The organism is Natrinema sp. LJW11, assembly GCF_056135975.1.
In genome coordinates this window covers 81,902-107,694 of the sequence record NZ_JBWBDM010000005.1, presented here as the reverse complement: position 1 = coordinate 107,694, position 25,793 = coordinate 81,902, and the positions used below count along the sequence as shown (strand labels likewise).

Annotated in this window: 21 protein-coding genes; 9 read left to right on the top strand and 12 right to left on the bottom strand. The window is 65.0% G+C overall.

What is annotated here, in order from left to right; genetic code table 11:
* Positions 1 to 344 precede the first annotated feature (344 nt).
* A complete protein-coding gene (locus AC0QDI_RS14720) occupies positions 345 to 1,745 on the top strand; it encodes an SLC13 family permease (RefSeq protein WP_474669433.1) in 1,401 nt (466 codons plus the stop codon).
* 97 nt (positions 1,746 to 1,842) lie between these two features.
* On the opposite strand, the gene AC0QDI_RS14715 is transcribed toward AC0QDI_RS14720, so the two are convergent.
* The 3 genes from AC0QDI_RS14715 to AC0QDI_RS14705 form a co-directional block, all read right to left on the bottom strand.
* On the bottom strand, positions 1,843 to 3,177 hold the full coding sequence (locus tag AC0QDI_RS14715; RefSeq protein WP_474669431.1) for a CoA-binding protein: 1,335 nt from the start codon (positions 3,175 to 3,177) through the stop codon (positions 1,843 to 1,845).
* An 82-nt stretch (positions 3,178 to 3,259) separates the two neighbouring features.
* On the bottom strand, positions 3,260 to 3,808 hold the full coding sequence (locus tag AC0QDI_RS14710; protein ID WP_474669429.1) for a helix-turn-helix domain-containing protein: 549 nt from the start codon (positions 3,806 to 3,808) through the stop codon (positions 3,260 to 3,262).
* A gap of 1,081 nt (positions 3,809 to 4,889) precedes the next feature.
* On the bottom strand, positions 4,890 to 5,663 hold the full coding sequence (locus tag AC0QDI_RS14705; RefSeq protein WP_474669427.1) for an IclR family transcriptional regulator: 774 nt from the start codon (positions 5,661 to 5,663) through the stop codon (positions 4,890 to 4,892).
* A 197-nt stretch (positions 5,664 to 5,860) separates the two neighbouring features.
* On the opposite strand from AC0QDI_RS14705, the gene AC0QDI_RS14700 reads away from it, so the two are divergent.
* A complete protein-coding gene (locus AC0QDI_RS14700) occupies positions 5,861 to 7,489 on the top strand; it encodes a 2-oxo acid dehydrogenase subunit E2 (RefSeq protein ID WP_474669425.1) in 1,629 nt (542 codons plus the stop codon).
* The gene (gene lpdA / locus AC0QDI_RS14695) at positions 7,489 to 8,913 is read left to right on the top strand and encodes a dihydrolipoyl dehydrogenase (protein WP_474669423.1); all 1,425 of its coding nucleotides are present in this window, start codon (positions 7,489 to 7,491) and stop codon (positions 8,911 to 8,913) included. The genes AC0QDI_RS14700 and lpdA overlap by 1 nt, the downstream gene beginning before the upstream one ends.
* 126 nt (positions 8,914 to 9,039) lie before the next feature.
* On the opposite strand, the gene AC0QDI_RS14690 is transcribed toward lpdA, so the two are convergent.
* The 3 genes from AC0QDI_RS14690 to AC0QDI_RS14680 form a co-directional block, all read right to left on the bottom strand.
* Complete coding sequence (locus AC0QDI_RS14690) at positions 9,040 to 10,005, bottom strand: alpha-ketoacid dehydrogenase subunit beta (protein WP_474669421.1); 966 nt, start codon at positions 10,003 to 10,005, stop codon at positions 9,040 to 9,042.
* A gap of 3 nt (positions 10,006 to 10,008) precedes the next feature.
* Positions 10,009 to 11,166: a pyruvate dehydrogenase (acetyl-transferring) E1 component subunit alpha gene (gene pdhA / locus AC0QDI_RS14685; RefSeq protein WP_474669419.1), complete on the bottom strand. Its 1,158-nt coding sequence runs from the start codon at positions 11,164 to 11,166 to the stop codon at positions 10,009 to 10,011.
* Between the two features lie 221 nt (positions 11,167 to 11,387).
* Complete coding sequence (locus tag AC0QDI_RS14680) at positions 11,388 to 11,873, bottom strand: DUF3237 domain-containing protein (protein ID WP_474669417.1); 486 nt, start codon at positions 11,871 to 11,873, stop codon at positions 11,388 to 11,390.
* A gap of 271 nt (positions 11,874 to 12,144) precedes the next feature.
* Here AC0QDI_RS14680 and AC0QDI_RS14675 point away from each other — a divergent pair, with 271 nt between their 5' ends.
* The gene (locus AC0QDI_RS14675) at positions 12,145 to 13,233 is read left to right on the top strand and encodes an amidohydrolase family protein (protein ID WP_474669415.1); all 1,089 of its coding nucleotides are present in this window, start codon (positions 12,145 to 12,147) and stop codon (positions 13,231 to 13,233) included.
* Positions 13,230 to 13,604: a Rieske (2Fe-2S) protein gene (locus AC0QDI_RS14670; RefSeq protein WP_474669413.1), complete on the top strand. Its 375-nt coding sequence runs from the start codon at positions 13,230 to 13,232 to the stop codon at positions 13,602 to 13,604. The genes AC0QDI_RS14675 and AC0QDI_RS14670 overlap by 4 nt, the downstream gene beginning before the upstream one ends.
* A 499-nt stretch (positions 13,605 to 14,103) precedes the next feature.
* Here AC0QDI_RS14670 and AC0QDI_RS14665 read toward each other — a convergent pair whose 3' ends face one another.
* The gene (locus AC0QDI_RS14665) at positions 14,104 to 15,117 is read right to left on the bottom strand and encodes an ABC transporter substrate-binding protein (protein ID WP_474669411.1); all 1,014 of its coding nucleotides are present in this window, start codon (positions 15,115 to 15,117) and stop codon (positions 14,104 to 14,106) included.
* Between the two features lie 341 nt (positions 15,118 to 15,458).
* Between AC0QDI_RS14665 and AC0QDI_RS14660 the strand changes: the two genes are divergently transcribed.
* From AC0QDI_RS14660 to AC0QDI_RS14650, 3 genes are read left to right on the top strand one after another with little or no spacing between them, the layout of a single operon-like run.
* Positions 15,459 to 16,244: an ABC transporter ATP-binding protein gene (locus AC0QDI_RS14660; RefSeq protein ID WP_474669409.1), complete on the top strand. Its 786-nt coding sequence runs from the start codon at positions 15,459 to 15,461 to the stop codon at positions 16,242 to 16,244.
* 2 nt (positions 16,245 to 16,246) lie between these two features.
* Positions 16,247 to 17,050 (top strand): ABC transporter permease, encoded by an 804-nt coding sequence (locus AC0QDI_RS14655; protein ID WP_474669407.1) that lies wholly within the window; start codon positions 16,247 to 16,249, stop codon positions 17,048 to 17,050.
* Positions 17,041 to 17,838: an ABC transporter permease gene (locus AC0QDI_RS14650; protein ID WP_474669405.1), complete on the top strand. Its 798-nt coding sequence runs from the start codon at positions 17,041 to 17,043 to the stop codon at positions 17,836 to 17,838. Before AC0QDI_RS14655 ends, AC0QDI_RS14650 begins: the two co-directional genes overlap by 10 nt.
* A 114-nt stretch (positions 17,839 to 17,952) precedes the next feature.
* On the opposite strand, the gene AC0QDI_RS14645 is transcribed toward AC0QDI_RS14650, so the two are convergent.
* The 4 genes from AC0QDI_RS14645 to AC0QDI_RS14630 all read right to left on the bottom strand — a co-directional run bounded on the left by AC0QDI_RS14645 (position 17,953) and on the right by AC0QDI_RS14630 (position 21,609).
* Entirely contained in the window at positions 17,953 to 18,297 is a 345-nt protein-coding gene (locus tag AC0QDI_RS14645; RefSeq protein WP_474669403.1) for a VOC family protein, read from the bottom strand.
* Between the two features lie 21 nt (positions 18,298 to 18,318).
* Complete coding sequence (locus AC0QDI_RS14640) at positions 18,319 to 18,498, bottom strand: hypothetical protein (protein ID WP_474669401.1); 180 nt, start codon at positions 18,496 to 18,498, stop codon at positions 18,319 to 18,321.
* A gap of 394 nt (positions 18,499 to 18,892) precedes the next feature.
* On the bottom strand, positions 18,893 to 21,097 hold the full coding sequence (locus AC0QDI_RS14635) for an LUD domain-containing protein (RefSeq protein ID WP_474669399.1): 2,205 nt from the start codon (positions 21,095 to 21,097) through the stop codon (positions 18,893 to 18,895).
* A 2-nt stretch (positions 21,098 to 21,099) separates the two neighbouring features.
* A complete protein-coding gene (locus AC0QDI_RS14630; protein WP_474669397.1) occupies positions 21,100 to 21,609 on the bottom strand; it encodes an LUD domain-containing protein in 510 nt (169 codons plus the stop codon).
* 581 nt (positions 21,610 to 22,190) lie between these two features.
* Here AC0QDI_RS14630 and AC0QDI_RS14625 point away from each other — a divergent pair.
* Complete coding sequence (locus tag AC0QDI_RS14625; RefSeq protein ID WP_474669395.1) at positions 22,191 to 22,613, top strand: universal stress protein; 423 nt, start codon at positions 22,191 to 22,193, stop codon at positions 22,611 to 22,613.
* Between the two features lie 45 nt (positions 22,614 to 22,658).
* Here AC0QDI_RS14625 and AC0QDI_RS14620 read toward each other — a convergent pair whose 3' ends face one another.
* Positions 22,659 to 25,793: an FAD-binding and (Fe-S)-binding domain-containing protein gene (locus AC0QDI_RS14620; protein ID WP_474669393.1), complete on the bottom strand. Its 3,135-nt coding sequence runs from the start codon at positions 25,791 to 25,793 to the stop codon at positions 22,659 to 22,661.

Below are 25,793 nucleotides of genomic sequence, written 5' to 3'. Positions count from 1 at the left end.
GATTCGTCTACTATTAGACCTAACGTTTCTTGACAGCGTACGCAATTTCGCGGTCGCCGGAGTCCGTAGTTCCGCTGGACCGCTCGCGGATCGAGCAGCTGACGCCGCGCCACACGCCGGTGTAGTACCGATAGAGCGCGATCGCGGCGGTCAGCTTCGACATCCTTCGCATACGGGACGGACCGGTCCCGTCGCGACCGGGGGCAGAGACGGGCGCGACACTCGAGGCAGGGACGGCACCCGACCGCCGGATCGCTGCGACCCCGCTACCACCGTGGATCGGAGACGGCTGTGGGAATCTCGATAGATTTAACCTCGAACTCCGTGACCGTCCGAACGAAACGATGGACGGACGGTCGGCACTCGAGACGCTCAGAACCCCGCGAATAGCGTTCGCCATTGCCATAGCGATCGCCGCGGCGGTCTGGCTCGGTTTCTCGGGCGGGAGTGGCGGCGACGTCGCGCGAATGCTCTCGATCACGGTCTTCTGTATTTCGCTGTGGATCCTGACGCCGATTCCGCCTTCGTTCACGGGACTGATCGGAATCGGGCTCATCGCCGTAGGGTTCTCGACCGAGTTGGCCCTGACCGGCTTCCAGAAGCCGGCGACGTGGCTCATCGGCTTTGGACTGTTAATGGGGGAGGCGACGCGCCGGAGCGGTCTCGCGAACTGGGCCGGGACCCGTATCACCGCTCGAACGGTCTCCGAATCGGCCGGGACGCAGCCGATACGAACGTATCGGCGGCTCCTGCTCGCGCTCTCCGTCGGCGCACACGCGTTGGCGTTCCTCATTCCCTCGTCGCTCGTCCGGATCCTCATCATCGCACCGTTCCTCACGGAGACCGGCGAACTCTTCGACGATCGGTCGGCGCGCGTCGGCCTCTTTCTCGGCCCGGCGTTCGCCACCTTCTACGGCTCCGCGGGCATTCTCACCGCCGATCTCCCGAACATCATGCTCACCGGGTTCGCGGATTCGATCGCGGATCATCCCGTCTCCTGGACGGAGTGGCTGTCCCACATGTACCCGGTTATGGGACTGACGCGCGTGTTACTCGTCTGTGCCGTCGTCTACTACCTCTTCCGTCCGGACCCGTCCGCGAACGTCGATGTCCCGGCGGAGACGGCCGGCGACGCGTCGCGGACCGAACGGCGCATGCTGGCCGCCCTCCTCGTCGGTGCGGCGATCTGGGCGACCGACTTCGTCCACGGATTCCATCCGGTCGTCGGCGCGGTCGCCGTCGTTGTGCTCGTATTCCTCCCCCGGATCGGCGTCACCGACTTCGAGACCGTCGGCGAGACCGACTTCTCGATCCTCTTTTTCATCGCCGCCGTGTTCGCGATCGGCGACGGACTGGCCTACACCGGGTTCACTGCGGACGCGGCCGACTACCTGCTCGCGCTGATCCCGACCGACGCGTCACTCGCGGTCGTCCTCGCGGTCGTCTTCGGAATCACCTTTCTGCTGACGTTCCTGATGGAGGGGCTGGCCGTCGCGAGCGTCCTCACGCCGGTTCTCATCCCCTACGCGGAGGCCACGGGGCTGCCGCTGACTCCCGTGTTGATGTCGGAGACGCTGGCGCTGAGTTCGTACTTCTTCCCCTACCAGTCGGCGGTCCTCGTGGTGATCCTGGCCGAAGGCACGGCCGACACCGGCGACGTCATCCGCACCACGGTCGCCTGCTCGGTCGCGACGATCGTCCTCCTGCTCCCGCTGCAGCTAGGGGTCTTCACCCTGCTCTACTGACGATTTTGGCCCGTTTCGCGCTGACAGTCGCTAGATCGCGGGAGCCGTCGTTACGGCCCCGCGTTTCCCGTCACCGTCGAGAACGGAGTCCCCGCGGTCACGCGTCGTCGTCGATCGAGCCGATCAGCGCCGCGACCGCGTTCGCCCCGCGCTCCGGTGCCTGGAAGGTCGGAATACCCGCCTCCTCCATCCGGAGCCGTTCCTCCTCGTAGCTCTCCGGACCGGCCACCGTGAAGAGGATCGGCTTCTCGAGCTCGTCGGCGAGCGTCTCCAATTCCTCGACCGGGTACCCCAGCGAGTCCTCGTAGATCTCGTAGACGACGACGATGTCGACGTTGTCGTCGCGGGCGACGGCGTCGATCACCCGTCCGAACTCGGGCAGCGGGCGGCCCGTGTCGACCGGGTTCTCCGTGTAGGTGATCCCCTGGAGGAGGTCGTCGACGCGCTCTTGAGTCTCGGCTTCCAGATCGGGGAACCCGGCGCCGCGCCGGTCGAGGTCGTCGGCGACGATGATTCCCGGCCCGGCCTGCGCGGTGACCAGCCCCACGTTCCGACCCGACGGGGTCGGCGTGTCCGCGATCGCGCGGCTGGCGTCGACGAGTTCGGTCACAGACGAAACGAAGACGACGCCCTCGCCGGCGAGGGGCTCCTCGTAACTCTCCCGGGACTGAATGGGTGCGCCGGTGTGGGACTCGACGAAATCGCTCAGCGACTCGCTGCCGGCCTTGTACGCGACGATCGGAGTCTCCGCCTCGAGGCAGGCCTCGAGGAACGCGTCGACGTCTTCGGTCCCCTCGATGTGGAGCGCGATCGCGTCGGTTCGCGGGTCGTCGTCGAGGATCGGAATGAGTTCGGCGAATCCGGTGTTCGCTCGGTTACCGAGGCCGAACATCGCCGACACGCCGTACTCCTCGCGGTCCAGCTGGAACGCCGAGGTGATCCCGACGCCCCCGCTCTGGGCGAGCAGGGCGACGTTCCCCGTTTCGACGTCGCGGATCTCGGGGACGAACGAGCCGTAGAGATCCAAGTGCGGAATACAGTAGCCGGCCGTGTTCGGACCGAGAACGGTCATGTCGTACTCCTCGCCGATGCGGACGATCTCGCGCTCGCGTTCCCACCCGGCCTCGTCGACTTCCGCGAAGCCGCCGGCGAAGATCACCGCGGCGCCGACGCCCGCTTCGCCACACTCCTCGAGGACCTCCGGAACGACGGGACTGGGCACGCAACACAGCGCCAGATCGGCGTCGACGTCGTGGACCGAGTCGACGAACTCGTACCCGTAGACGCTCCCCTCGCTGGAGGGGTTGACCGGATAGACCTCGCCGTCGTAGGTCCGAATGTTGGTCATCGCGTCGTTCCCGAGCTTGCCGGCCGTCTTCGACGCGCCGATGACGGCGATTCCGTCCGGATCGAAGAAGTCGGATACTCCCATACTGTGGCATGGCCGAACCGTGTAATATAAATTACGGAGTACGTGCTTCACCGGGTGAAAACGGTCGAGAAAAGTGTGACAGTCACTCGTGTTTATGCTCGAGATACCGTCGTCCCTCCTCGGTCTCCGCGAGGATGTCGTCGAAGATCGCGGCCTCGGTCTGGAACTTGTGGACACTGTGAAGCATCGTGTTGTCGAACCCGCCGATCAGGTCGCCGTGTGATTTGAAGAACTCGTGGACCCACCGCTCCATCTGGTTGTCCGTCCGGAACTGCGTGATGACGTGCCAGTGGTAACTGCTGTCCGCGGTGAAGAACATCAGGACGTGCGGGTCGTTCTGCAGGGCGAAGTAGCAGTCTCGCCAGTTCTCCTCGAAGTTCGTGAAGTTAAACCCGATCCGAAACAGGTAGTGTCGAAACATCTCCCGGTTCGGGAGGATCGTCTCCCGAAAGGTCTCCTCCTCGGACATCGTCCGCAGAATTTCGTTGATGCGGTTGTGGGAGAGGGTGATTCCGTACTCCTCCTCGAGGATTCCGCTGAGTTCCCGCGTCGACGACGTGGGATGATCGACTCTCGCTTTGAGGATGGCGATATCCCGCGGTGAAACGTCGAACGAGTCGTCTTCGTCCATGTTCGTGAACCTGGAGTAGTCTCTATAAAAAGTTTATTCAAAACACCTCGAGATGACCCGACGGGACGTCCGATCGGTGGGACGCCCCATCGACACTCTCAGCCGTGGTTGACTCTTCGTTCGATTCCGACGGGGGGCTGTTCGCAAGGGACGAACAGCGATCCGCTTTGCCCGCCCATCTCTCGGGGTTCTCTCGAAGATCGTAGAGACAAACAAATAGTCATGATAATAGTAGTATATTAGATGATTCACCAGATACAAAAGCTATCGATCAGTCTCGTCAACTGCGATCGAACGGGCGAGCGGTCCGGTGTAACTGCCGAGACCAACCGCGGGATCCGAGGAGATATTCGATAATGTTCGATAAGACCTGCGATAGCGGAACACTTACCCCCGGTTCGATTTCGGGCCGAGGTACGGCAGTGATCAGCCGCCCCGCAGTCAGTTTTCGGTCGGACGATAGCGCACCCGGTCAGTAGCCCGCCACTGCGGATAAGGTACGTAATCAGTCACTGTAAGAATTCAGATCGTTTCGGAGATCAGAATCGATCGCTTAGATAGAGACGGCGATGACGCGGGGCACCACCGCCCTGCGGTAGATTATGTACGGACAGATTGTCGTAATAACCGTGTGAACTCGAGACGACCCGTCCGGACGACGTTCGATTCCGTCCCAATCGGTCGGTCGAATTCATCAACGGGGACGCGATAGGGGGCTGAGACGAAGAGGTGTTCGTCAAACGCGAACAATTACTCGGATCATTCCGGCGATCACTCACTCGGCCGATCACCCGTCCGAAACTGACGGAGGATCACGACGGGGAACGTCGATCCGCTGGAACGGTCGGTCGGTAACGGACGGACCTGCCCGCACCAGCAACATCGTTTACATCCATACTCTTGTAATTAGACGGGGCTCGAGACAGCGAATCCGACTGACGACCGATTCGGACCCGATCGCTCGGCGTATTCGTCGGACGATCAACGGTAATGAGCAGAAACGAACGTACGTTCGCGACGAGAGAACCGGCGCCTTGGTCCAGTTCGGCGGCGGTCTCGCGACGGGTTCCCCGCGTTGCCGTCACGAGTACGTCTGATTGAGTTCGATGATGTTCGCCGCGTGTCGCAGTTTCGGGAGGATCTCGGTCTGGATACGCTGGTCGTCCATGCGGCTGTTCGGGCCGGAGACGCTGATCGCTCCGGAGATGCGATCGTTCCGGAAGATCGGTATCGCGACGCAGCGGAGTCCCTTGATTCGCTCCTCAAGGTCGTACGCGACGCCCTCGTTCCGGATTTCCTCGAGTTCGTCCTCGAGTTCGTCCCGGTCGGTGATCGTGTTCTCCGTCTTCTCCGGCAGGCCGTGGCGGTCGATGACCTCCGTCCGGCGCTCGGTCGACTGGTGAGCCAGCACCGTCTTTCCGAGCGCGGTCGTGTGAAGGTGGACGCACTGGCCGGTGTAGGAGTCGATGCTCACCGACTGGGGCCCCTGCTCGCGCAACAGAAAGATCCCGCGGCCGTTCTCCTCGACCAGCAGGTTGACCAGTTCGCCGGTTTCCTCGGCGACCGACTCGAGTTCGGGTTGGGCCACGTCGGTCAGTTTCCCCTCTTTCTGGCGGGCGAACGCCCCCAGATCGAGGAACCGCAACCCGAGTTCGTACGTCTGGTCGTTCTTCACGACGTAGCCGTCGTGCCCGAGGGTCTGGAGGTGGTTGTAGACACTGCTCTTGGGCATGTCCAGGTGCGTGGCGAGCTCAGTTGTCGTGGCGCCGTCGAGCGATTTCAGCGCTTCGACGATGTCGAGCGCCGTCCGCACCGTCTTGACCCGCGTTCGCATGTGATCGTTGTCTGCACCCATACGACTGACCGACGGTTCGCGAGCTATTAACTGTTGGTCGTCGCCTCCGAACAGGTGTCCGGTTACTTGTTCTCGAAATGCCGTCGAAATTCAAACGGCGGGGCGACGGGTGAGTCCGGGAATGGACGGTCGCCGCGGCGGAAATCTGCCGACCGAAGAGCGTATACTACTGTGTGTGAATGTCCCTATACCCACAGATGAGAACGGAGTTCGAACTACCAGACGTCGGTGAAGGCGTCGCCGAGGGTGAACTGGTCACCTGGCACGTCGCCGTCGGCGATACCGTCGAAGAAGACCAGGTGCTCGCCGAAGTCGAGACTGACAAGGCGCTCGTGGAGATCCCGTCGCCGTGTGACGGTGAAGTCGCGGAACTGCGCGCAGAGGAAGGGGAGGTCGTCCCCGTCGGCGACGTCCTCGTCGTGTTCGAGGTGGACGACGCGAACGGGGACGAAGCAGATACCGGCGCCGCCCCGGACGAGGGCGCGACGACCGAAGCGGACGCCGAGGAGACGTCCGCGGATCCGGCCGAATCGGCCGAGAGTCGCGGATCGACCGTCCCGGAGGGTCGCGTCTTCGCCGCGCCCAGCGTCCGCCGACTCGCGCGCGAAGAGGGCGTCGACATCGCGACGCTCGGCGGGAACGGTACCGGGAACCGAATCACCGAACGCGACGTTCGCGAAGCCGCCGGCGAGGCGACCGCCACGATGCCGGCGGAGTCGGCCGAAATTCCGGGGGTCGAAGACGCCGACACCGGGGCCGTGACGACCGGTACCGACGAATCCGCAACGGCGGCCGCTTCGGGCGGATCCGCGGCGGCGTCGGGTACGTCCGCGGCGACCGGAACGGCCAGCGCCGACGACCGCGCGCAGTCGGGGGCGCTCGAGGCGCGCGACGGTGCGGACCGCGACCGGACGCTGGCGATGCCGGCGACTCGACGGCTCGCGCGCGAAGAGGGCGTCGACATCGACGACGTTCCCGCGAGCGAGCAGCGCGACGGCGAATCGTTCGTGACCCCAGCTGACGTCAGCGCGTACGCGGCGGGCGACCGTCCGTCTGCCGAACCGACCGGAAACGGGACGTCGGCCTCAAGCGCGGAGCAGGGCGAAACCGACGGATCGGACGGCCCGACCGCCGGCGATCGCATCCCGTACACCGGCGTCAGGCGGACGATCGGCGAACAGATGGCGACCTCGAAGTTCACGGCGCCCCACGTGAGCCACCACGACGAGGTCGAGGTCTCGGAGCTCGTCGACGCGCGCTCCCGGCTCAAAGCGCGCGCCGAGGAGCGCGGCGTCAAACTCACCTACCTTCCCTTCGCCGTGAAGGCGGTCGTCGCGGCGCTGCGATCGGTGCCGTCGCTGAACGCCGAACTCGACGAGGAGGCCGAGGAGATCGTCGTCCACGACGAGTACAACATCGGCATCGCCGTCGCGACCGACGCCGGACTGATGGTTCCCGTGATCGACGATGCCGACGAAAAAGGGCTGCTCGAGCTCGCTCGAGACATCAACGACAAGGCCGAACGCGCCCGGAACCGGCGGATCAGTCCCGACGAGATGCAGGGCGGGACGTTCACGATCACGAACATCGGGGCGATCGGCGGCGAGTACGCCTCCCCGATCATCAACTACCCCGAGGCGGGGATCCTCGCGCTCGGCTCGATGAAAGAGCGCCCCTGGGTCGAGAACGGGGACGTGGTCGCCCGGCCGACGATGCCGATCTCGATGTCGGTCGATCACCGGCTCGTCGACGGCGCCGAAGCGGCACAGTTCACGAACGAGGTCAAGCGCTACCTGAACGCGCCAGAACTACTGTTACTCGAATAATGGTTATGGGAGACGTGCGGACTGCGACTGACGTACTGATTATCGGCGGCGGACCCGGCGGCTACACGGCCGCGATCCGCGCCGCACAACACGGACTGGACACGACGCTCGTCGAACGGGACGCCTACGGGGGGACCTGCCTCAACTACGGCTGCATTCCGTCGAAGGCGTTGATCACCGCGACGGACCTCGCCCACGAGGCGGGCCGCGCCGAGGAGATGGGGGTCCACGCCGATCCGACCGTCGACATGCGGACGCTCGTCGAGTGGAAAGACGGCGTCGTTGATCAGCTCACCGGCGGCGTCGAGAAGCTCTGCAAGGCCAATGGCGTCAACCTGGTCGAAGGGACGGCCACGTTCGTCGACGAGGAGACCGTCCGTATCGCCCACGGCGGCGAGGGGCAGGGCAGCGAATCGATCGAGTTCGAACACGCCATCGTCGCGACGGGGAGCCGCCCGATACGGCTCCCCGGGTTCGACTTCGACGACGACCCCGTCTGGTCGTCGCGCGACGCGCTGGCCGCCGACGCGGTGCCGGACGACCTGCTCGTCGTCGGGGCTGGCTACATCGGCATGGAGCTCTCCACCGCGTTCGCGAAAGCCGGTGCCGACGTGACCGTCGTCGAGATGCTCGAGGACGCGCTGCCGACCTACGAGGACGATATCGCCCGAATCGTACGGGACCGCGCCGAGGACCTGGGCATCGAGTTCCGGTTCGGCGAGGGCGCCAGCGAGTGGCGCGAGACCGACGACGGGATCGAGGTCGTCACGGAGACCGCGGACGGCGACGAGTCGGTCTACGGCGCCGACCGCGTCCTGATCGCGGTCGGCCGCGAGCCGGTGACCGAGAGCCTCGAACTCGAGGCGCTGGGCCTCGAGACCGACGAGCGCGGCTTCGTCGAGACGGACGACTACGCGAGAACGGATCTCGAGCACGTCTTCGCGGTCGGCGACGTCGCCGGCGAGCCGATGCTGGCTCACAAGGCGAGCGCCGAGGGGCTGGTCGCCGCCGGCGTCGCTGCCGGCGAACCCGCGGCGCTAGATCACCAGGCCGTCCCCGCGGCCGTGTTCACCGATCCGGAGGTCGGCACCGTCGGGCTGACGGAGGCCGAAGCCGCCGCGAACGGCTTCGATCCCGTCGTCGGCACGATGCCGCTTCGCGCCAGCGGGCGCGCACTCACGATGGGCGAGTCGGACGGGTTCGTTCGACTCGTCGCCGACGAGGGAACCGGCTTCGTCCTCGGCGGACAGATCGTCGCCCCCGAGGCGTCGGAACTGATCGCCGAAGTCGGCCTCGCGATCGAGATGGGCGCGATCCTCGAGGACCTCGCCGACACGGTCCACGCGCATCCGACCCTCTCGGAGGCGGTCATGGAGGCGGCCGAGAACGCGCGCGGGCAGGCGATTCACACGCTGAATCGGTAGCCAGCGCTCGGATCCGAATCGGTAGTCGTCGTTCGAATCGGAACCGAACGCCGAACGACGCGCTCGAGTGTGCAACGAGCGCGAACGGGACGGCCCGCTATCGCGACCGCGAAAATCGGTGGTCCGTCAGTACGCGACGGTGTCCTTGATCGCTTCTTCGATCCGCGGCGGGTGCGGGATGTAGAAGTCTTCCATCGACAGCAGCGGGACTGGCACGTCGAACCCGGTCACGCGCTCGATCGGCGCCTCGAGGTACATCAGCACCTCGTCGTTGATCGAGGCGACGAGTTCGGCGGCGAAGCCGCCCGTCTTGGCCGCCTCGTGGACGACGACGCAGCGACCGGTCTTCTTGACCGACTCCGTCACGGTCTCCTTGTCGAAGGGGGAGATCGTCCGCAGGTCGATCACTTCGGCGTCGACGTCCAGATTGTCGACGGCCTCGAGGGTGTTGTGCATCATCGCGCCCCACGAGATGACGGTGAGGTCCGAGCCCTCGCGGCGAACGGCGGCCGTTCCGAGCGGTTCGGTGTAGGTACCCTCGTCGATCTCCTCCCGGAGGGAGCGATAGACGTGTTTGGGCTCCATGAACAGGACCGGATCGGGGTCGCGGATGGCGCTCACCAGCATCCCCTTGGCGTCGTGAGGGGTCGAGGGGATCGCTACCTTGAGGCCGGGAATGTGACTGTAGGCCGCCTCGAGACTCTCGGAGTGGTGTTCCAGCGCGCGCACGCCGGCCCCGTAGGGCGTCCGGACGACCATCGGGGCGGAGAGTTCCCCGCGGGTGCGCCACCGGATGCGGCTGGCGTTGGTGACCAGTTGATCGAACGCCGGCGGCAGGAAGCCGGAGAACTGGATCTCCGCGATCGGGCGGAAGCCGTGGGTCGCCAGCCCGACGGCCGAGCCGACGATCGCGATCTCCGACAGCGGCGCGTCCAGCACCCGCTCGCCGCCGAACTCGTCTTTCAGACCGTCGGTCGCCCGAAAGACGCCGCCCGATTCGGCGACGTCCTGGCCGAAGACCAGCGTCCGGTCGTCGTTCGACATCTCCTCGTGTAGTGCGTCGTTGACTGCTTCGACGATTGTCGCGTTCATTGATTACCCCTTGGGCCGTCGTTCGATGTAGTCGTACATGTCCGGTCGCTCCTCCAGCAGTTCGCGGAACTCCTCGAGCTGGTGTTCCAGTTCCGGCGGCATCTCCTCGTGGAGGTGAGCGAAGATCTCCTCGATGCCGCGTTCCTCGAAGGCGTCGGCGGCGTCGACCCCCTCCGAGAACTGTTCCTCGACGTCTTCGCGGATCGCGTCCTCGTCGATGGCGTCCCAGCGGCCGGTCTGCTCGAGGAACGCCTGGTAGCGCTCGAGCGGGTCGCGATTTTTCCACTCCTCGACCTCCTCGTCTTCGCGGTATCGCGTCGGATCGTCGCTGGTCGTGTGGGCGCCGCGGCGGTAGGTGACGGCTTCGACGAGGACCGGGTTGCCCTCGAGCGCGCGTTCCCGCGCCGTCGACATCGCGTTGTACACCGCGAGCACGTCGTTGCCGTCGACGCGGATCCCGTCGACGCCGTAGGCCAGGGCCTTCTGGGCCACCGTGTTCGCGTTCGTCTGCTCGTCGAACGGCAGGGAGATCGCGTACTGGTTGTTCTGACAGAAGAACACCGCCGGGGCGCCGAGCACGCCGGCGAAGTTCATCCCCTCGTGGAACGCGCCGGTCGAGGTCGCCCCGTCGCCGAGGTTCGCGAAGGCGATCGAGTCCTCGCCCTCGAGTTGCATCCCCCACGCCTTGCCGGTCGCGAGCGGGATGTGCGAGCCGATCGAGATCGCGAGGCCGAAGACGTTGGCTCCCTCCATCCGCGAGGCGTCCTCGATGCCGCGCCAGTACAGTAGCAGGTCGCGCATCGACAGGCCGTGCATCAGGAGTGCGGCGGCTTCCCGACCGTACGGGAAGATCCAGTCGTCGTCGGCCAGCGCGTAGCCGCTGCCGACGATGCTGGCTTCCTGGCCGCGACCGGAGGCGACCGTTCCCAGTTTGCCGCGTCGCTGGAGTTTCGTGGCGCGATTGTCGTAGACGCGCTGCAGGAGCATCCACCGGTAGAGATCACAGAGCGCCTCGTCGTCGATATCCGGTACCCGGTCCGAATCGTACGTCCCGTCGGGACGGACGACCTGGTACGTTTCGATCTCTAGATCCCCCTGCGAGAGCGGGTCGACGCCGACGTCGACCGACTCGGGGGAGACCGATCGGAGACTATCATCCATAGTACGGCTCAACATGTCTCGAACAACGGCATAAATCTTTGCTAAGCCACCTCATCCCGTGGGCAGTCGTACTCGGGTACTGCGACTCACCGGGGCTCGTGCCGACGCAGCCTCGCGGTCCGCTGACGCGTCGGTCGGCGAGTGGCCCGACCTCAGCGACCAACCGCCGCTCGAGGTGTCAGTGGCGACCGCCTCGAGAACGACGACCGGTGTCGGCCTCGTCAGCCGATGCGGTACACGGCCAGCTTCACGCCGTTGGGCTGGCGGGTTCCTGCGGCAACGAAAATACTCTGCGTGAGCCACTCGAGTTCCGGATCGGCGGTCTCGAACTCCGGAACCGAGTGGAAGTAGACGTCGTCGGGGTCGACGGGCTCGCCGTCCCGAAGCCGTTCGCTGACCTCGATCGGGGCCCAGCGAATGCCGCGGTTTTCGACGTAGACGCGCGATCCGCCGTCGGTCTCGAACGCATACTTCGCCACCAGTTCCGTCGCCCGCTCCGTCCGGAACAGCTGGTAATCTGCGCCGGCGGCGAGCACCTCGCCCTCGCACCGACCCGAGACCGTCCCGCCCTCGATCGGGATGATCCGGCGCTGTCCGTCGCCTGTCTCGCCGATTTTGATCGGCTCCGCGACGTCGATTTCCAGTTCGAGCACGCGCTCGAGGCTCGGCGTGAGCGGATCGTCCTGCGTATCGCTATTTGCACCCATACTACTTCGACTGACGTACGATCTGAAATATGTACCGTCGAAACGCGACCGCTCGGGACCGGAGCCGGCGTGAATCTCTGCGGCCGTCGGCACAGCCAAAACGCGGCCGGCCAGTATCTGCGGCGCAGCCGGATGCGAATCTCCGTTCCCATGGGATCGTAAACACGACTAAAATTTCAGCTCGCATAGGATAGTAAGCACGACTAAAGGTTTATTGCGAATGGATACTTTCACCCGGTATGCCGCACGTTCACACGGCAGTGATCCATCGATGATCGATCCGAGCGAACATCTGGTCGTCGACTGCGACTGGCACTACGCCGACACCTTCGAGCAGGCCGCGCCGTACATGCCCGAGCCCTGGAAGACCAAGTTCCAGAAGAGCGGCTGGGGCGGAACCGGCGTCAAACAGAACCTGAGCGCGTTCTTCCCCGCGTCGACCGGAAATCGGTTCAATTACGGGAAGGTCGACCGGGAGTTCTCGGAGTACCCCGACGGCGGGGACGACAAGGAGGACATCCTCGAGGGGATGGACCAGCTCGATATCGACGCGACGCTCCAGATCTCGCACCTCATCCTGGCGATGGGTGGGGTCAAGGCCGACGACCGACGCGTCGAGTCCTTCGTGAAGGGCCACGTCGACTACATGCTCGAAGAAGTGCTCGATCCCGACGAGGGGATCTACGGCCTCGCGCCGATGCCGTACCACGACATCGACGCCTCAATGGACGTCCTCGACCGGATCGAGGACGAGGAGACCATCAAGGGCGTCGTCTTCGTCACCGCGGGGGCCTCCCCGCCGCTGGGCAACCGCAAGTACGATCCCATCTACGAACGCTGCGAGGACCTCGGACTCCCGGTCGTCTACCACACCGGCGGTTCCGGGCTCGACGAGTACGTCCGCGCCGGCTACCAGGACATGATCGAGACGCACACGCTCGGGTTCCTCGAGTCAAACATGTCCCAGATCGTCAGCGTGACCGCCCAGGGGGTCCCGGTGAAGTTCCCCGACCTCGAGATCGTCTTCATGGAGTCGGGCGTCACCTACCTGCCCGGCCTCATCAGCCGCCTCAACGAGGAGTACCTCAAGCGCTCCGAGGAGGCGCCGCTGCTCGAGAAGAAGCCCGGTGACTACATCGCGGACTACTACTACGGCACCCAGCCGCTGGAGGTCTCCGCGCGGCCCGACCTGCTCGAACTCTGTTTCGACATGCTCGGGACCGAGAACCTGCTGTACGCTTCAGACTACCCCCACTGGGACTTCGACAGTCCGAGCATCATCACCGACCTGCCAATGATCGACGACGACGATCGGTTAGACATTCTCGGTCGGAACGCCGCGGGGGTGTTCGACCTATGAGCGACGAGGGTCGCGTCGAGGTCGCACCGGTGAGCGACTTCGACGACGGCGAGGCGAGAATCATCACCATCGGTCGCGCCGAGGTCGGCGTCATCAAGGCGAACGACGAGTTCTACGCGCTCCGCAATCAGTGTCCACACGACGGCGGGCCCGTCTGCAAGGGGCAGGTCGAACCCAGACTCGTCGGCGAGTGGCCCGGCCCCGGGAACCGCGTCGAACAGGAGTACAGCGACGAGTGTATCATCTCCTGTCCGTGGCACGGCTGGTCGTTCGACGTCGAGACCGGGAAACACATCGGCGACGACAGCTACATCGTGCCGACCTACGACGTCGTCGTCGAGGACGGCATCGTCTACGTCAACACCGAGTGAGTCACCGACGGTCGAACGCCGCGCGTTCGTCTGTTGCCACCGGTTCTCCGTGACCGCTCTCGAACGCCGCGGGTCGCGGGACGAAAATATCATCTCTCCTCAGTATAGAATATGATAGCATGTCTAAGGCAGAGCCGGCGCCGACAGTCGGGGTTATCGGTCTCGGCATCATGGGCGGCGAAATGGCGCGGCAAACTCGACGCCTCCGCGATCCTCACGGTGCTCGAGGACATGGTCGGACTCGAGTCCGAGACCGAGCCGTAACATTCGCTCGTGCGCTCCCGTCGATACTGGTCCGCTCGCGGTAGTACTCTCGCTCCGCGATTTCGAAGTCGGAACACGGTGAGCGGGGCGCGCCGCGGTCGGGTGCTCGAGACCGCGACCCCCGGTCTAGCGCGGACGGATTCAGGATCGCTCTCTGACTACCGTGATCGAGTGACCGAAAGAAAGGGCGTTCGTCGCTCGCGACCTGGACGCCGAAGGACGGAACCAGTCTGGCCTACTGTTCGACGTACTCGTTGGTGATGTAGTCCTCGACGGTGAAGCTCTCGTCGAGGAACCCGAGGTCGGTCAGGTCGTCCATCATGGTCTGCATCCGGTCGACGTCCGTCACGGGTTCGTCGCGGTAGTAGTCGTTCTCCGTCAGGAAGAACGCGTCGAGCAGGTCCTCGGACAGGTCGAAGTGCTCGGCCGCGGCGGGGATGACGTCGGATCGGTTCTCCTCGAGGTAGCCGATGAGGTTGACGTAGTCCTCGCCCCACGCGGAGATCGCATCGTCCTTGTCGTCCATCACATCGTTCGAGGCCGTGATGTACGCGAAGGGATACTCGTTGCCCCAGACGTCTTGGCTCGAGAACACCTCGTTGAACCCTTCGTTCCGCGCCTGCGGCGCGAACAGCGCGGGGTACATCCCGGCGTCGATGCTCCCGTCGTTGATCGACGGCGTCATGTTCGGGAACGCCAGCTCGACGAGTTCGACGTCCTCGCCGTCCTCGAGTCCGAGATCCTGGAACGCCTTCTCGTAAACCGCGTGCGTCCCGGTCCCGCGTGCGTTCGCCGCGACTGTGGCTCCCTCGATGTCCTCCAGTTCGGTGATATCCGAATCAGCAGCGGAGTAGATCGTGAACCCGTAGTTGTCCGGGTGTGCGTCCCAGAAGTCCGTCGCGATGAGCGAGATGTTGCCGGGGACGGCCTCCTGCTGGACCGCGTTCGCGAAACTGACCGTCGAAAGCAGGCCCAGATCGATGTCCCCGGAGGCCATCTGGTTCAGGGTGTCCGGCGTCGACGAGTTCTGGGAAATCTCGATTTCGTACTCGTCGCCGAGGTTCTCCATCTCGTCTTGAATCTCCGGGACGCCCATCAGGGACACCAGGTTCTCGATCGGAACCGTGTAGGCCAATCTGACCGTTCCCTCGTCACTCCCACCTGTACACCCCGCGAGCGCCGTCAATCCGGCAGTTGCTGCCACACTAGCCTTCATGAAGCTCCGCCTGCTATTGCTAACATCTGGCATACGACTACGGAGAAACTCGAAAGGTAAAAACCTATCTGAATATCTCAGGGCGGTATACGGGTGTTGAAAGTATATTCGACCCCGTTCGACGCGGATCAATACATCGGGACTGCCCGCTGTGGTCGCACAGCCACGGACTTCGACGGTACGCCGCTGCGACTGGCTGCAGTCGATGCGACGGTTCGGGATCGGCATCCGCATTCCGACGACCGCGTTCGGATCGATCGTCCTCCAACGCACTCACTCAGCCCTGTACCGTCCGAACGTCCGTCGAAGTTCCCTGTGCCGGTTAACGGAGCACATGGCAAAGGTTATTATACCGTTTTGCGTAATGTTACCACATGTCCGATGGGCGCGTCACAGTTTCGGGTATCGAGAAGATCTATCATTCGGAGAGTGAACGGACGAAAGCGATAGACGACCTCTCCTTCGAGTCGGAAGGAGGGGAGTTCCTCAGCGTCGTCGGTCCCAGCGGGTGTGGGAAGAGTACGCTGCTGTATCTCATCGCCGGATTTCTCGAGCCATCGTCGGGGACGATCGCGGTCGACGGGAACGAGATCCACGGGCCGGGAACCGATCGGGGGGTCGTGTTTCAGGACTACGCGCTGTTCCCCTGGCGGACGGTGATGGACAACGTCACCTACGGACTCGAAGAACAGGACGTTCCCTCGGATGAACGACAGGAGATCGCGCAGCGATTCATCAACATGATGGGGCTCGACGGGTTCGAGAACAAGTATCCGAAGGAACTCTCGGGCGGCATGAAACAGCGGGTAGCGCTCGCGCGGACGCTAGCATACGATCCGCAGATCCTCCTGATGGACGAACCCTTCGGGGCGCTCGATCAGCCGCTTCGCGAATCGCTGCAGGATCACATGCTCGATATCTGGCGCGACCTCGAAAAGACGATCATTTTCATCACGCACGACGTCGAAGAAGCCGTGTATCTCTCCGAGAAAGTGATGATCATGACCCAGCATCCGGGAACCAAGAAGGCCGTTCTCGACATCGATATCGATCGAACCGGGACTCGCGAAGAGATCATCACGTCCGACGAATACGCGGAACAGAAAAACAAGGTCTGGCGATTGCTCCACGAGGAAACCCAACCGGAAGCGCAGGTATAACAATGTCGTACAGAGATCTCACCCCGGGGTTCGGAACGATCGACGTCATCCCGAACAGGATCCGGGGTATCGTTCGGTTCGTGATCGAGTGGCTTCCCCTCGTCATCGTCGCAGGGTTGTGGGAGTACGCCAGCGGGACCGTCGTCCCGGCCGCGATCCTCCCGCCGATAACGGAGATCCTTGACATCACCGTCGAAATGATCGTCGGCGGTGAAATATTCCAGCACCTGCAGGTTTCGCTGTATCGCATCGCCCTCGGTCTGGGAGCGAGCATCGCCGTCGGCGTGGTGCTGGGCGTCGGGATGGCCCGATCACAGGCGGTCGAAAACTTCTTCGACGTCTTCCTGACGCTGCTCTACCCGATCCCGAAGACCGCCCTCGTACCGCTCGCGATCCTCTGGCTGGGCGTCGGGACCCAGGCGGCGATCCTGATCGTCTTCCTCGCGTGTCTCCTGCCGATCGTGCTGAACAGCTACAACGCGGCCCAGAACGTGAATCAGAACCTCGTTCGGTCGGCCCAGATGATGGGGACGCCCGACTGGAAGATCCTCTGGAAGGTCGTGGTTCCGGACACGATCCCGGAGATACTGACCGGCATTCGGCAGGCGATTCCCTTCGCGTTCATCGCGCTCGTCAGCGCGGAGTTCATCGCCTCGAACGAGGGCGTCGGCTTCGAAATACTCCGACACGGGCAGATCGGGAACTACCCCGAGATGTTCGCCGTCGTGATCATCATTTCGGCGACCGCGTACCTGGCCGTTCGCAGCTTCGAAATCCTCAAAGAGAAGGTGGTCGTATGGACGTAACTGATCGAATCGACGCGTCGAATCGAACGCTCGGCGGGACGGCGATCTCCGTCGGGAAGTCGGTGTACTCGCTCGTTATCCTGCTGATCCTCTGGGAAGCCGTCACCCGGATGGAACTGTTCGACATCCACTACTACTTCCTGCCGCCGCTGTCGGACGTGCTCGCGACCTTCTACGAGTTGACGGTGTCGGGCGACATGATCCACCACAGCTACCTGACCCTCAAACGCGCCTTCGCCGGGCTGGCGATCGCGATCGCCCTCGGCGTACCGATCGGGGTCCTGTGTGCTCGCTCCCGGATCGTCGGGTGGTTCTTCAACCCGATCATCGCCGTCGGTTACCCGGTTCCGATCATCGCGCTCATTCCGGTGTTCATCCTCTGGTTCGGCATCGGCGACATGTCGAAGATCCTTCTGGTCGCGCTTGGGACGTTCTGGCCGATCGCGGTCAACGCTCGCAACAGCGCCGAGGACGTGAGCGAGAACCTCATCTGGTCCGCACGAATGATGGGCACGTCCGAACGCAGTCTCGTCTGGAAGGTCATCATGCCCGTCGCAGCCCCGGGAATTCTGACGGGGATCCAGATCGGGCTCCCGATCTCGCTGATCATCACGTTCATCTTCGAGATGGTCGCCGGCGGCGGCGGGCTCGGTTTCCTCGAGATTAAAGGGGTCAGAGGATTCGACTCGACGATCACCTACGCGGCGATCTTCGCGATCATGATCATCGGATTCGTCCTCGATCGGATACTCAGAGTAATCCGGGGCCGACTCCTCGCCTGGACGTAACGCCGGGCCCGGCCGCCGAAACGATTCGACTCCCGTCGGTCACCGCACCAGCACCGCAACGCGACGCAGACGAGTGGTCGAAAAGCAGGGGCCGCGGGGTATCGCCCGGAACGATCAGGGGCTCGATTCTTCGATCAGTTCGATCGTGTCCCCCTCGGAGTCGGTGGTGAACGCCAACCGAACGCCGTCCTCGACCGTCTCCGGTTCCATCTCGACGGCGTCCGCCACGGTCACGTCGACGTCGTCGGTCGCGACCGAGAGGTGATCGATACCGGACGGCTCCTCGCGCTCGGCAACCTTGCGGAACTGGATTTCGGCGGTCCCCTCGCCGCCCACGCAGTAGTTGCGGACGCCGTCGACGTCGAACTCGCGCGTCCGGTGGAGGCCCAGGAGGTCTTCGTAAAACGCGGCCGTTTCGTCGATATCGCTCACGTTGATCGCCGTATGGAGCAGCGTCACCGTCGCGTTCGCGCGCGAGTGTCACGAACACGGACTCCTCGAAGACGAGGCGGACTCGGAGGCGCTCGCGTTCGGCGACGTCAACCGGGCCGTCTCGGCCGACGAGAACAGGTCGCCCATCGCCGTCACGTTCGGCGCCAGTTCCTCGAAGTCGACCCACAGTCCGTCCGCGCGGAGCTTCTCCAGAGAGAGTTTCCCCATCGCGACGACGCGGGCCCGGCCTCGAGCGCCCGATCGGCCGCCGCGCTGTGGGCGATCGCCCTGGACGGAACGATCACGTCCGCTTCGCGCATCGCGGCGGCGACCGTCTCGGGGGGTTCGTTCCCGTCGTACCCCCGCGGCGCCATGAGCGCGACCGACGCCTCTGCGTCGAGCGTGTGGACGGCCGCAGCGAGTCGTTCGGTGACCGCGTCCGACCGCTAGTCTCCGACGATCAGCACGTGCTCGTCCGGTTGGACGTTCGCGATACGGTCGGCGATGATTCTGGCGCCTTCGATCTCCTCGACTAGACTCATACCCGATAGACAGGGTATCCGATCGTAAACATGACGAACGTCGAAACCGATCACTCGAGCGAGAATTGGGGGTGCGCCGACTACCGCGGTGCGACGAGTTCGACCGGGTGGACGGACTCGCGCGGGAACAGCGACCCCAGCTGTTCGTGACAGGACGCACCGCTGGCGACCAACGTGCGATCGGTCTCCCCCTCGAACTGCTCTCGCAGGGTGTCGCCGACCTCCATGCTGAGTTCGTAGTACTCCGACTTGTAGCCGAACGAGCCGGCCATCCCGCAACATTCCACGTCCGAGGTCACAACGTCGTAGTCGAGTTTCGAGAGGACTTCCTCCGTGTACACGTCCGCCCCGAGTGTCCGCTGCTGGCAGTGACTGTGGTAGGCGACGTCAGCGCCACCTTCGAGGACGTCCGCGTCCGCGCCGTTCTCCAGCAGGCCGTAGACGTACTCCATGATCTCGTAGCTGTTTTCGGCCAGGTGGTCGGCACGGTCGACGGGAAGCAACCGCTCGTACTCGCGGCGAAACGCCGCCAGATCCGAGGGTTCGATGACGACCACGTCCCGCCCCGCCTCGATGGACGGCTCGAGGCTGTCGGCGACGCGGGTCGCGTTCGTCCGCGCCGTCTCGATCATGCCCTGAGAGAGCGGCGCGCGGCCGCTCTCGTAACAGGGTGCCACGGCGACGTCGACGCCGAGCGCCTCGAGCGTTCTGACGGCGGCCTTTCCGCGGTCGACCAGCACGTAGTTCGTGTAGGCGTCCGGGTAGATGACGGCCGACCGGTCGCCGTCGCCCGCCGTCGGGAGCGGCTCGCGGTCGGCGAACCAGTCCCGGAACGTCGTCCGTTCGAACGCGGGTAACTCGCGGCGCCGGTCGACGCCGAACGCGCGCTCCATGAGCGCCCGGGACGGGCCGAGGTCGGCCAGCCAGTTCGAGACCGGCGCCGTCGCGCTGCCCAGGCGGGCGAGGGTCCCGTAGTTGCCGAACAGCCGCTTCTGAACGTCGAGTCCCCCCGGCTCCTCGTCGGGCGTCAGCCCCTCCACGAGCGAGTCGAACCGCTCGGGGTCTGCGCCGCGGTTGATGCGGTCGCGGACGGCCGTGTTGATCCACGGAATGTCGATTTTCACCGGACAGGCGTTGACACACCGTGAGCAGCCCGTACAGAGATCGTTGAACTCCGCGGCGGACTCCTGCCCGTGAACCCCCGCCTCCCAGCCGGTCGCGATGCCGCCGGTGTAGGTCTCGCCGCCGAAGGCGTGGCCGCCGACGTGCTGGAAGTTCGCACACGAGTTCGCGCAGGCGCCACAGCGGATGCAGTACAGCGTCTCCCGGAGCTCGTCGTCCTCGCGCATGGCCGTCCGGCCGTTGTCGATGAGCACGAGGTGGAATTCGCGGTCCTCTGGGCCGCCCCCGGACAGCGGTTTGTCGGGGTTCTCGAAGTCGATGACCGGCGAATCGACCGGCGGCGACAGCAGCGACAGGTAGGTCGCGATGTCCTGGCCGCCGGCGGCCTTCGCGATGAGTTCGGCGAACGGCGGGAACTCCCGCACGCTCGGGATGAGCTTCTCGATGCCGGCGACCGCGACGTGGGTCTCAGGCGTTACCGCGCACTTCCGAGCGTTGCCCTCGTTGGTCACGAGTGCGATGGTCCCCGACTCCGCGAACACGAAGTTCGCGCCCGTCATGCCGACGTCGGCGGCGTGGATCTGCTCGCCGACGTAGTCGCGCGCGAACTGCGTGAGGTCCGTCGCTGTCTCGAACGGCGTCTCGGGATCGAAGTGGGCGTTGAAGAGTTCGGCGATCTCCTCGGTGGACTTGTGGAACGCGGGGCCGACGAGGTGCGAGGGCGCTTCGTCGGCGACCTGTAGGACGAACTCCCCGAGATCGGTCTCGTAGACGCTGACATCGTTCGCCTCGAGCGCCTCGTTGACGTCGATCTCCTCGCTGGTCATCGACTTCGACTTGACGACCGACTCGGCGTCGTTCTCCTCGACGACCTCGGTGATGTAGCGGTTGGCGTCGGCGGCGTCGTCGGCGAGATACACCGATCCGCCGTTCGCGTCGACGCTCTCGCGGACCGTCTCGATCAGTTCGGGGAGGCGCTCGATGGCGTCTTCCTTGATGCGACGGGCCGCCGACCGGAACTCCTCGATGTCGTCGGACCTGGCGTTGGCCTCGTACCGACCGTTGTTGATGTGATTCGTGTTCTCGAACACCGCCTCGCCCTCGGTCTGGAAGAGGTGTCTGATGCGCGCGGCCTTCTCCGCTCGAGTGGTGCTTTCCGACATGATTAGCGATCCGTGATGATGACGGCGTGGACGGTTTGCGGGCCGTGAACGCCGCGGACGAGTTCGCCCATGTCCGCAGTCGCGCTGGCGCCGGTCGCCAGAATCGCGGAGTCGCGGCCCGCGTCGAACTCCTCGTCGAGCCACGCCGAGACCGACTCGACGTCCTCGTGGAGGTCGCTCGCGCGAACGACGCCGACGTGCGTCCGCGGGTACAGACTCACCGGTTCGGTGCCGTCTGCGTCCGACTGGATCACGAACGTTCCGTGTTCTGCGATTCCGCCGTGTACTCTCGTGACACCGGTTTCGGCTTCCATGAGCAGTCGCGGCGTCGGCGGGACGGTCACCGCGGTGTCCTCAAGGGAGACGCCCTCGATCCCGAGTGGCGCACCGACGGCCGGTGATTCGACCACCTCCTCGAGGGTCGCCTCGAACGCCGCCGCCTCGACGCGCGTGGACTCGACGCTCGCGGCCGCCATCGACGACGCGAACCGCTCTGTGATATCCTCTACCATTCACCGAGAAATTGGTCCGACACGTGTTATACCTACCGATCGATCACACTAGCTGGCACCGGTCGTCGTCAACGAATTCGACCGTTTTCGTCCGATACGTATTGGTTACCACGACGTCCGGTGCGGCCGTTTCGCCGTTCTATCGATGGGCGAATCGAGCCGCGAATCGACAACGTCGGTTCGACGCTCTCCCGACACCCGCCGATCTCAGTTCCATTGAGGCGCCTCAACTCGAGGGATTCGGGTCGGTCGTATTGGAATCTCGAGTTGGTTTCGGCATCGAGAGCGATGATTCCCTGCTGATCGACGAATAGACACGCTGCGAGCGTGTCCGCATTCATCAGCGAATGGTACTGTGCGTAGCGACCGCGTACGGCGAATCTCCCGAGCTATCTAACGGTGGATAGCGGCGGATCCGCTCACGGCATATCTCGCTGGCTACGCTGGCGACGTTCCAACGGCGAGCGACCGCTCGTGGCTCGGGACCGTCCAGACGCTACCGGGGCGAATAGGTGCGGGAACCGCCCAGCAGTTAGTAGTTCTCCAAAACCATTAGTAGGATGCGTGTGAACTGATACCAAATGGTGATCCTCTGTGCGATCGACGACGACCAGTTCAGTGACGCGGTCGTGACGACGGCGGCCGACCTGGCCGACGTCTACGACGACGAACTCGTGGTGCTCCACGTCATGACCCGAGACCGGTTCGAATCGCGAGCGGACGGCCAACCGGAGTACTACGTCGACGACGGGGCGAACGACGCGGCCAACAGGGCCCGCGAAATCGCGGTAAACGCTGGCGCCGACGGCGACGTCGTCGTCCCGAAGGGCCGCGTCGGTTCGCCCGCCGACGAGATCGTCGACACGGCCGAGCGACTCGAGCCCCGATACCTCGTCCTCGGCGGCCGCAAGCGATCGCCGGTCGGCAAGGCGCTGTTCGGCAGCATCACGCAGTCGGTACTCCTCGAGGTCGAGGCGCCGACCGTGACGATCATGCGCGACTAGCGGGCCGGTAGCGGCGGCTCCGGGATCTGTGGCCTGACCCTCGAGCTACCGCGACTGCGGGAGCGCGTGGGCCAGCAGTTCCACCGGGGTCGGTGGCTCCTCGCCGTCGAGGTCGGTCCCGGCGAGCGAGCTCTCGGTGGGGACCGGCTCGAGGCGCTTGTCGCCGAGCTGGGTTCGACAGGAGGTGCCCGGCGCGGTGACGACGGTCGCCTCGCTGTCCTCGATCTGGCCGACGAGAATGTCGCCGATCGACTGGCTGAGGGAGTAGTGTTCGGCCTCGTAGCCGAAGCTGCCGGCCATCCCACAGCAGCCCGAATCGAGCGGGTCGACTCCGTAGCCCGCGCGCCGGAGGACGCCGACGGCGTGGTGGTCCTTCTTGACGGCCTTCTGGTGACAGTGGCCGTGGTAGGCTACCGACTCGGCCGACGCCGCCCAGTCGACGTTCTCGCCGAGGCGGAACGTGTCGAGGTACTCGCAGACGCCGTAACTGTTCGCGGCGACCGACTCGACGGCGTTGCCCGACAGCAGATCCAGCGCGTCGGACTGGAACATCACCGCGTCGGACGGCTCCGCGAGGACGACGTCCCAGCCGTCGTCGACGCGGGGGCGGAGTTCGGCGACGTTCGACCGCATCGTCTCGCGGGCCTGATCGACGAACCCCTTCGAGAGCGCCGGCCGGCCGCTGTCGGTCCGCCTCGCGAGGTCGACGTGGACGCCTGCGGCCTCGAGAACCCGAATCGTCGCCTTCCCGACGGCGGGATGGCTGTAGTTGGTGTAGGTGTCCACGAAGAAGACGGCCTTGCGCTCGGCCTCGCTCGCGGGGACACGAGATCCACCGCGGGCTGCTCGCGCCTCCGCCGCTCGCTCTTTCGAGGCGGCTTCGCCGCCTCGCTTCTCGAACCAATCCTGCACGGTCTCGCGGTGGAACTCGGGCAGCGACCGCTCGCCCGCGATGCCGACGGTCTTCTCGGCGATGGTCCCGGCGCCCGGGAGCGACTGGACGGCGTTCGAGATGGGCGCCAGCGCGCTGCCGAGCGGCGCCAGTCGATCGAAGTTGGCGAACAGTTTGTCGCGGAGGCTCGCACCCTCTTCCTGGTGGCGGGCGTGCATGACCTCCGTCTTGAGCTTCGCCATGTCGACCTCGCTCGGGCAGTCCCGCGCACAGCCCTTGCAGCCGATACAGAGGTCGAGCACCTCGTCGACGAACTCGTCGTCGGTGGGGTTGTCGGGCAGGTCGCCGCTCATGGCCTGCCGGAGAAGGTTCGCGCGACCACGCGTAGCCGTGATCTCCTCCTCGGCAGCGCGGTAGGTCGGGCACATCACGCCGCCGGTGGTCTCCTGCTCGCCCCGGCAGCCGCCACAGCCGTGGCAGAGTTCGACCATCCCCTGCATGCCGTTCTCGTTGTCCCAGTTCAGCGACGGCTCGAACCCGGCCTCGTAGTCGTAGTCGTCGTACCGGAGTTTCTCCGTCATGTCGTGGTCGCCACAGACGTTGCCGGGGTTCAGGAGCCAGTCGGGGTCGAACGCCGTCTTGAGGTCGCGGAACGTCTCCCAGAGGTCGTCGCCGTAGAGCTTCCGGTTCCACTGGGTGCGGGCGCGGCCGTCGCCGTGTTCGCCCGAGACCGAGCCGCCGAACTCGACGACCATGTCCGTCACTTCGTCGGCGATGTCGACCATGTCTTCGCGGTCGCGGGCCGCCTTCGTGTTCACCAGTGGGCGAACGTGCAGGACGCCCGGCCCGGCGTGGGCGTAGAAGGCTGCGTCGGCGTCCCGGTCCTTCTCCACGAGCAGCGACTGGAACCGCTCGACGAACTCGGGGATGTGTTCCGGCGGGATGGCGCAGTCCTCGATGAAGCTGATGTGCTTCTCGTCGGACGTCCGCGAGAGCAGGATCGGGAGGCCGGCCTTCCGGAGCTTCCAGAACTTCTCGCGCGACGCGGCCGCGTGGGCCTCGAGCCCCTCGAAGGCGTGGATCTCGTCGACGTCGGGCCGGTCCTCTGGCGGGGCGACCTCGCTATCGTTTCCCGGCACGCGGTCAGCGAGGAGTCCCGCCGTCCGTTCGCGCCCGTGGTCGTCGTCATCGGCGTAGAACTCGACGAGCAGCGCCGCCTGCGAGCCGTCGGGAACGAGCGCCGCGATGTCCTCGAACTCCGCGGTTTCGCGGGCCAGTTCGATGAGCACGTCGTCGATCAGTTCGACCGCCGCGGGGTCGTGCTCGAGGACGTGCTGGACGTCCGTCACGGCCTCGAGGACGCTCTCGTAGAACAGCAGTGAGACCGCCTTCGTCTCGGGAACGGGCTCGAGGGACACTTCGGCCTCCGTAATGACGGCCAGCGTCCCCTCGCTACCGGCCAGCAGCCGCGCGAGGTTGACGGTTCCGGTCTCAGCCTCGTCGACGAGCATGTCGAGGTTGTAGCCCGAAACGTTGCGTTTCATATTAGGAAACCGGTCGCGGACCTCGTCGGCCTCCTCGTCGATGATGCGGACGACTTCCGCGGAGACGCGCTCGAGGAGTTCGCCCTCGGGATCGGCCCGCTCGCGGAGTTCATCGACGTCGATCTCGCCGAGGGTGGCGACGGTGCCGTCGGCGAGCACGACCTCGCACTCTTCGACGTAGGCGTCGGTCTTCCCGTACTTCAGCGAGTGGGCGCCCGTCGAGTTGTTGCCGATCGCGCCGCCGACGACGCTGCGGTTGCCGGCGGCCGGGTCCGGTGCGAACTTCAGCCCGTGGGGTGCCAGTTCGGCGTTGAGTTCCTCGAGGATGACCCCTGACTGGACGCGGGCCCGTCGGGCGTCGGCGTCGACCGAGACGATCCCGTCCATGTGGCGGCTGAAGTCGAGGACGACGGCCTCGTTGACCGCCTGGCCGGCGAGGCTCGTCCCGCCGCCCCGCGGGAGGACGGGAATTTCGCGGTCGGCGCAGTAGGTGACGACGCTCGCGACGTCTTCGGTCGATGTCGGGAAGACGACGCCGATCGGGGTCTCTTCGTACGCGCTCGCGTCGGTCGCGTACAGTTGCCGAGTGTAGGTGTCGAACCGGACGTCGCCGTCGGTCCGTTCGCGGAGGGCGCCGACCAGGTCGGGTCGCTCGACGTCGTCGGAGACGTAGTCGTAGTCGGCGCGCTCGTCGGCGGTCGGTGCGTCGTCGACGTCGAGAGCGGTGTTCGGGCTCGCAGTCAT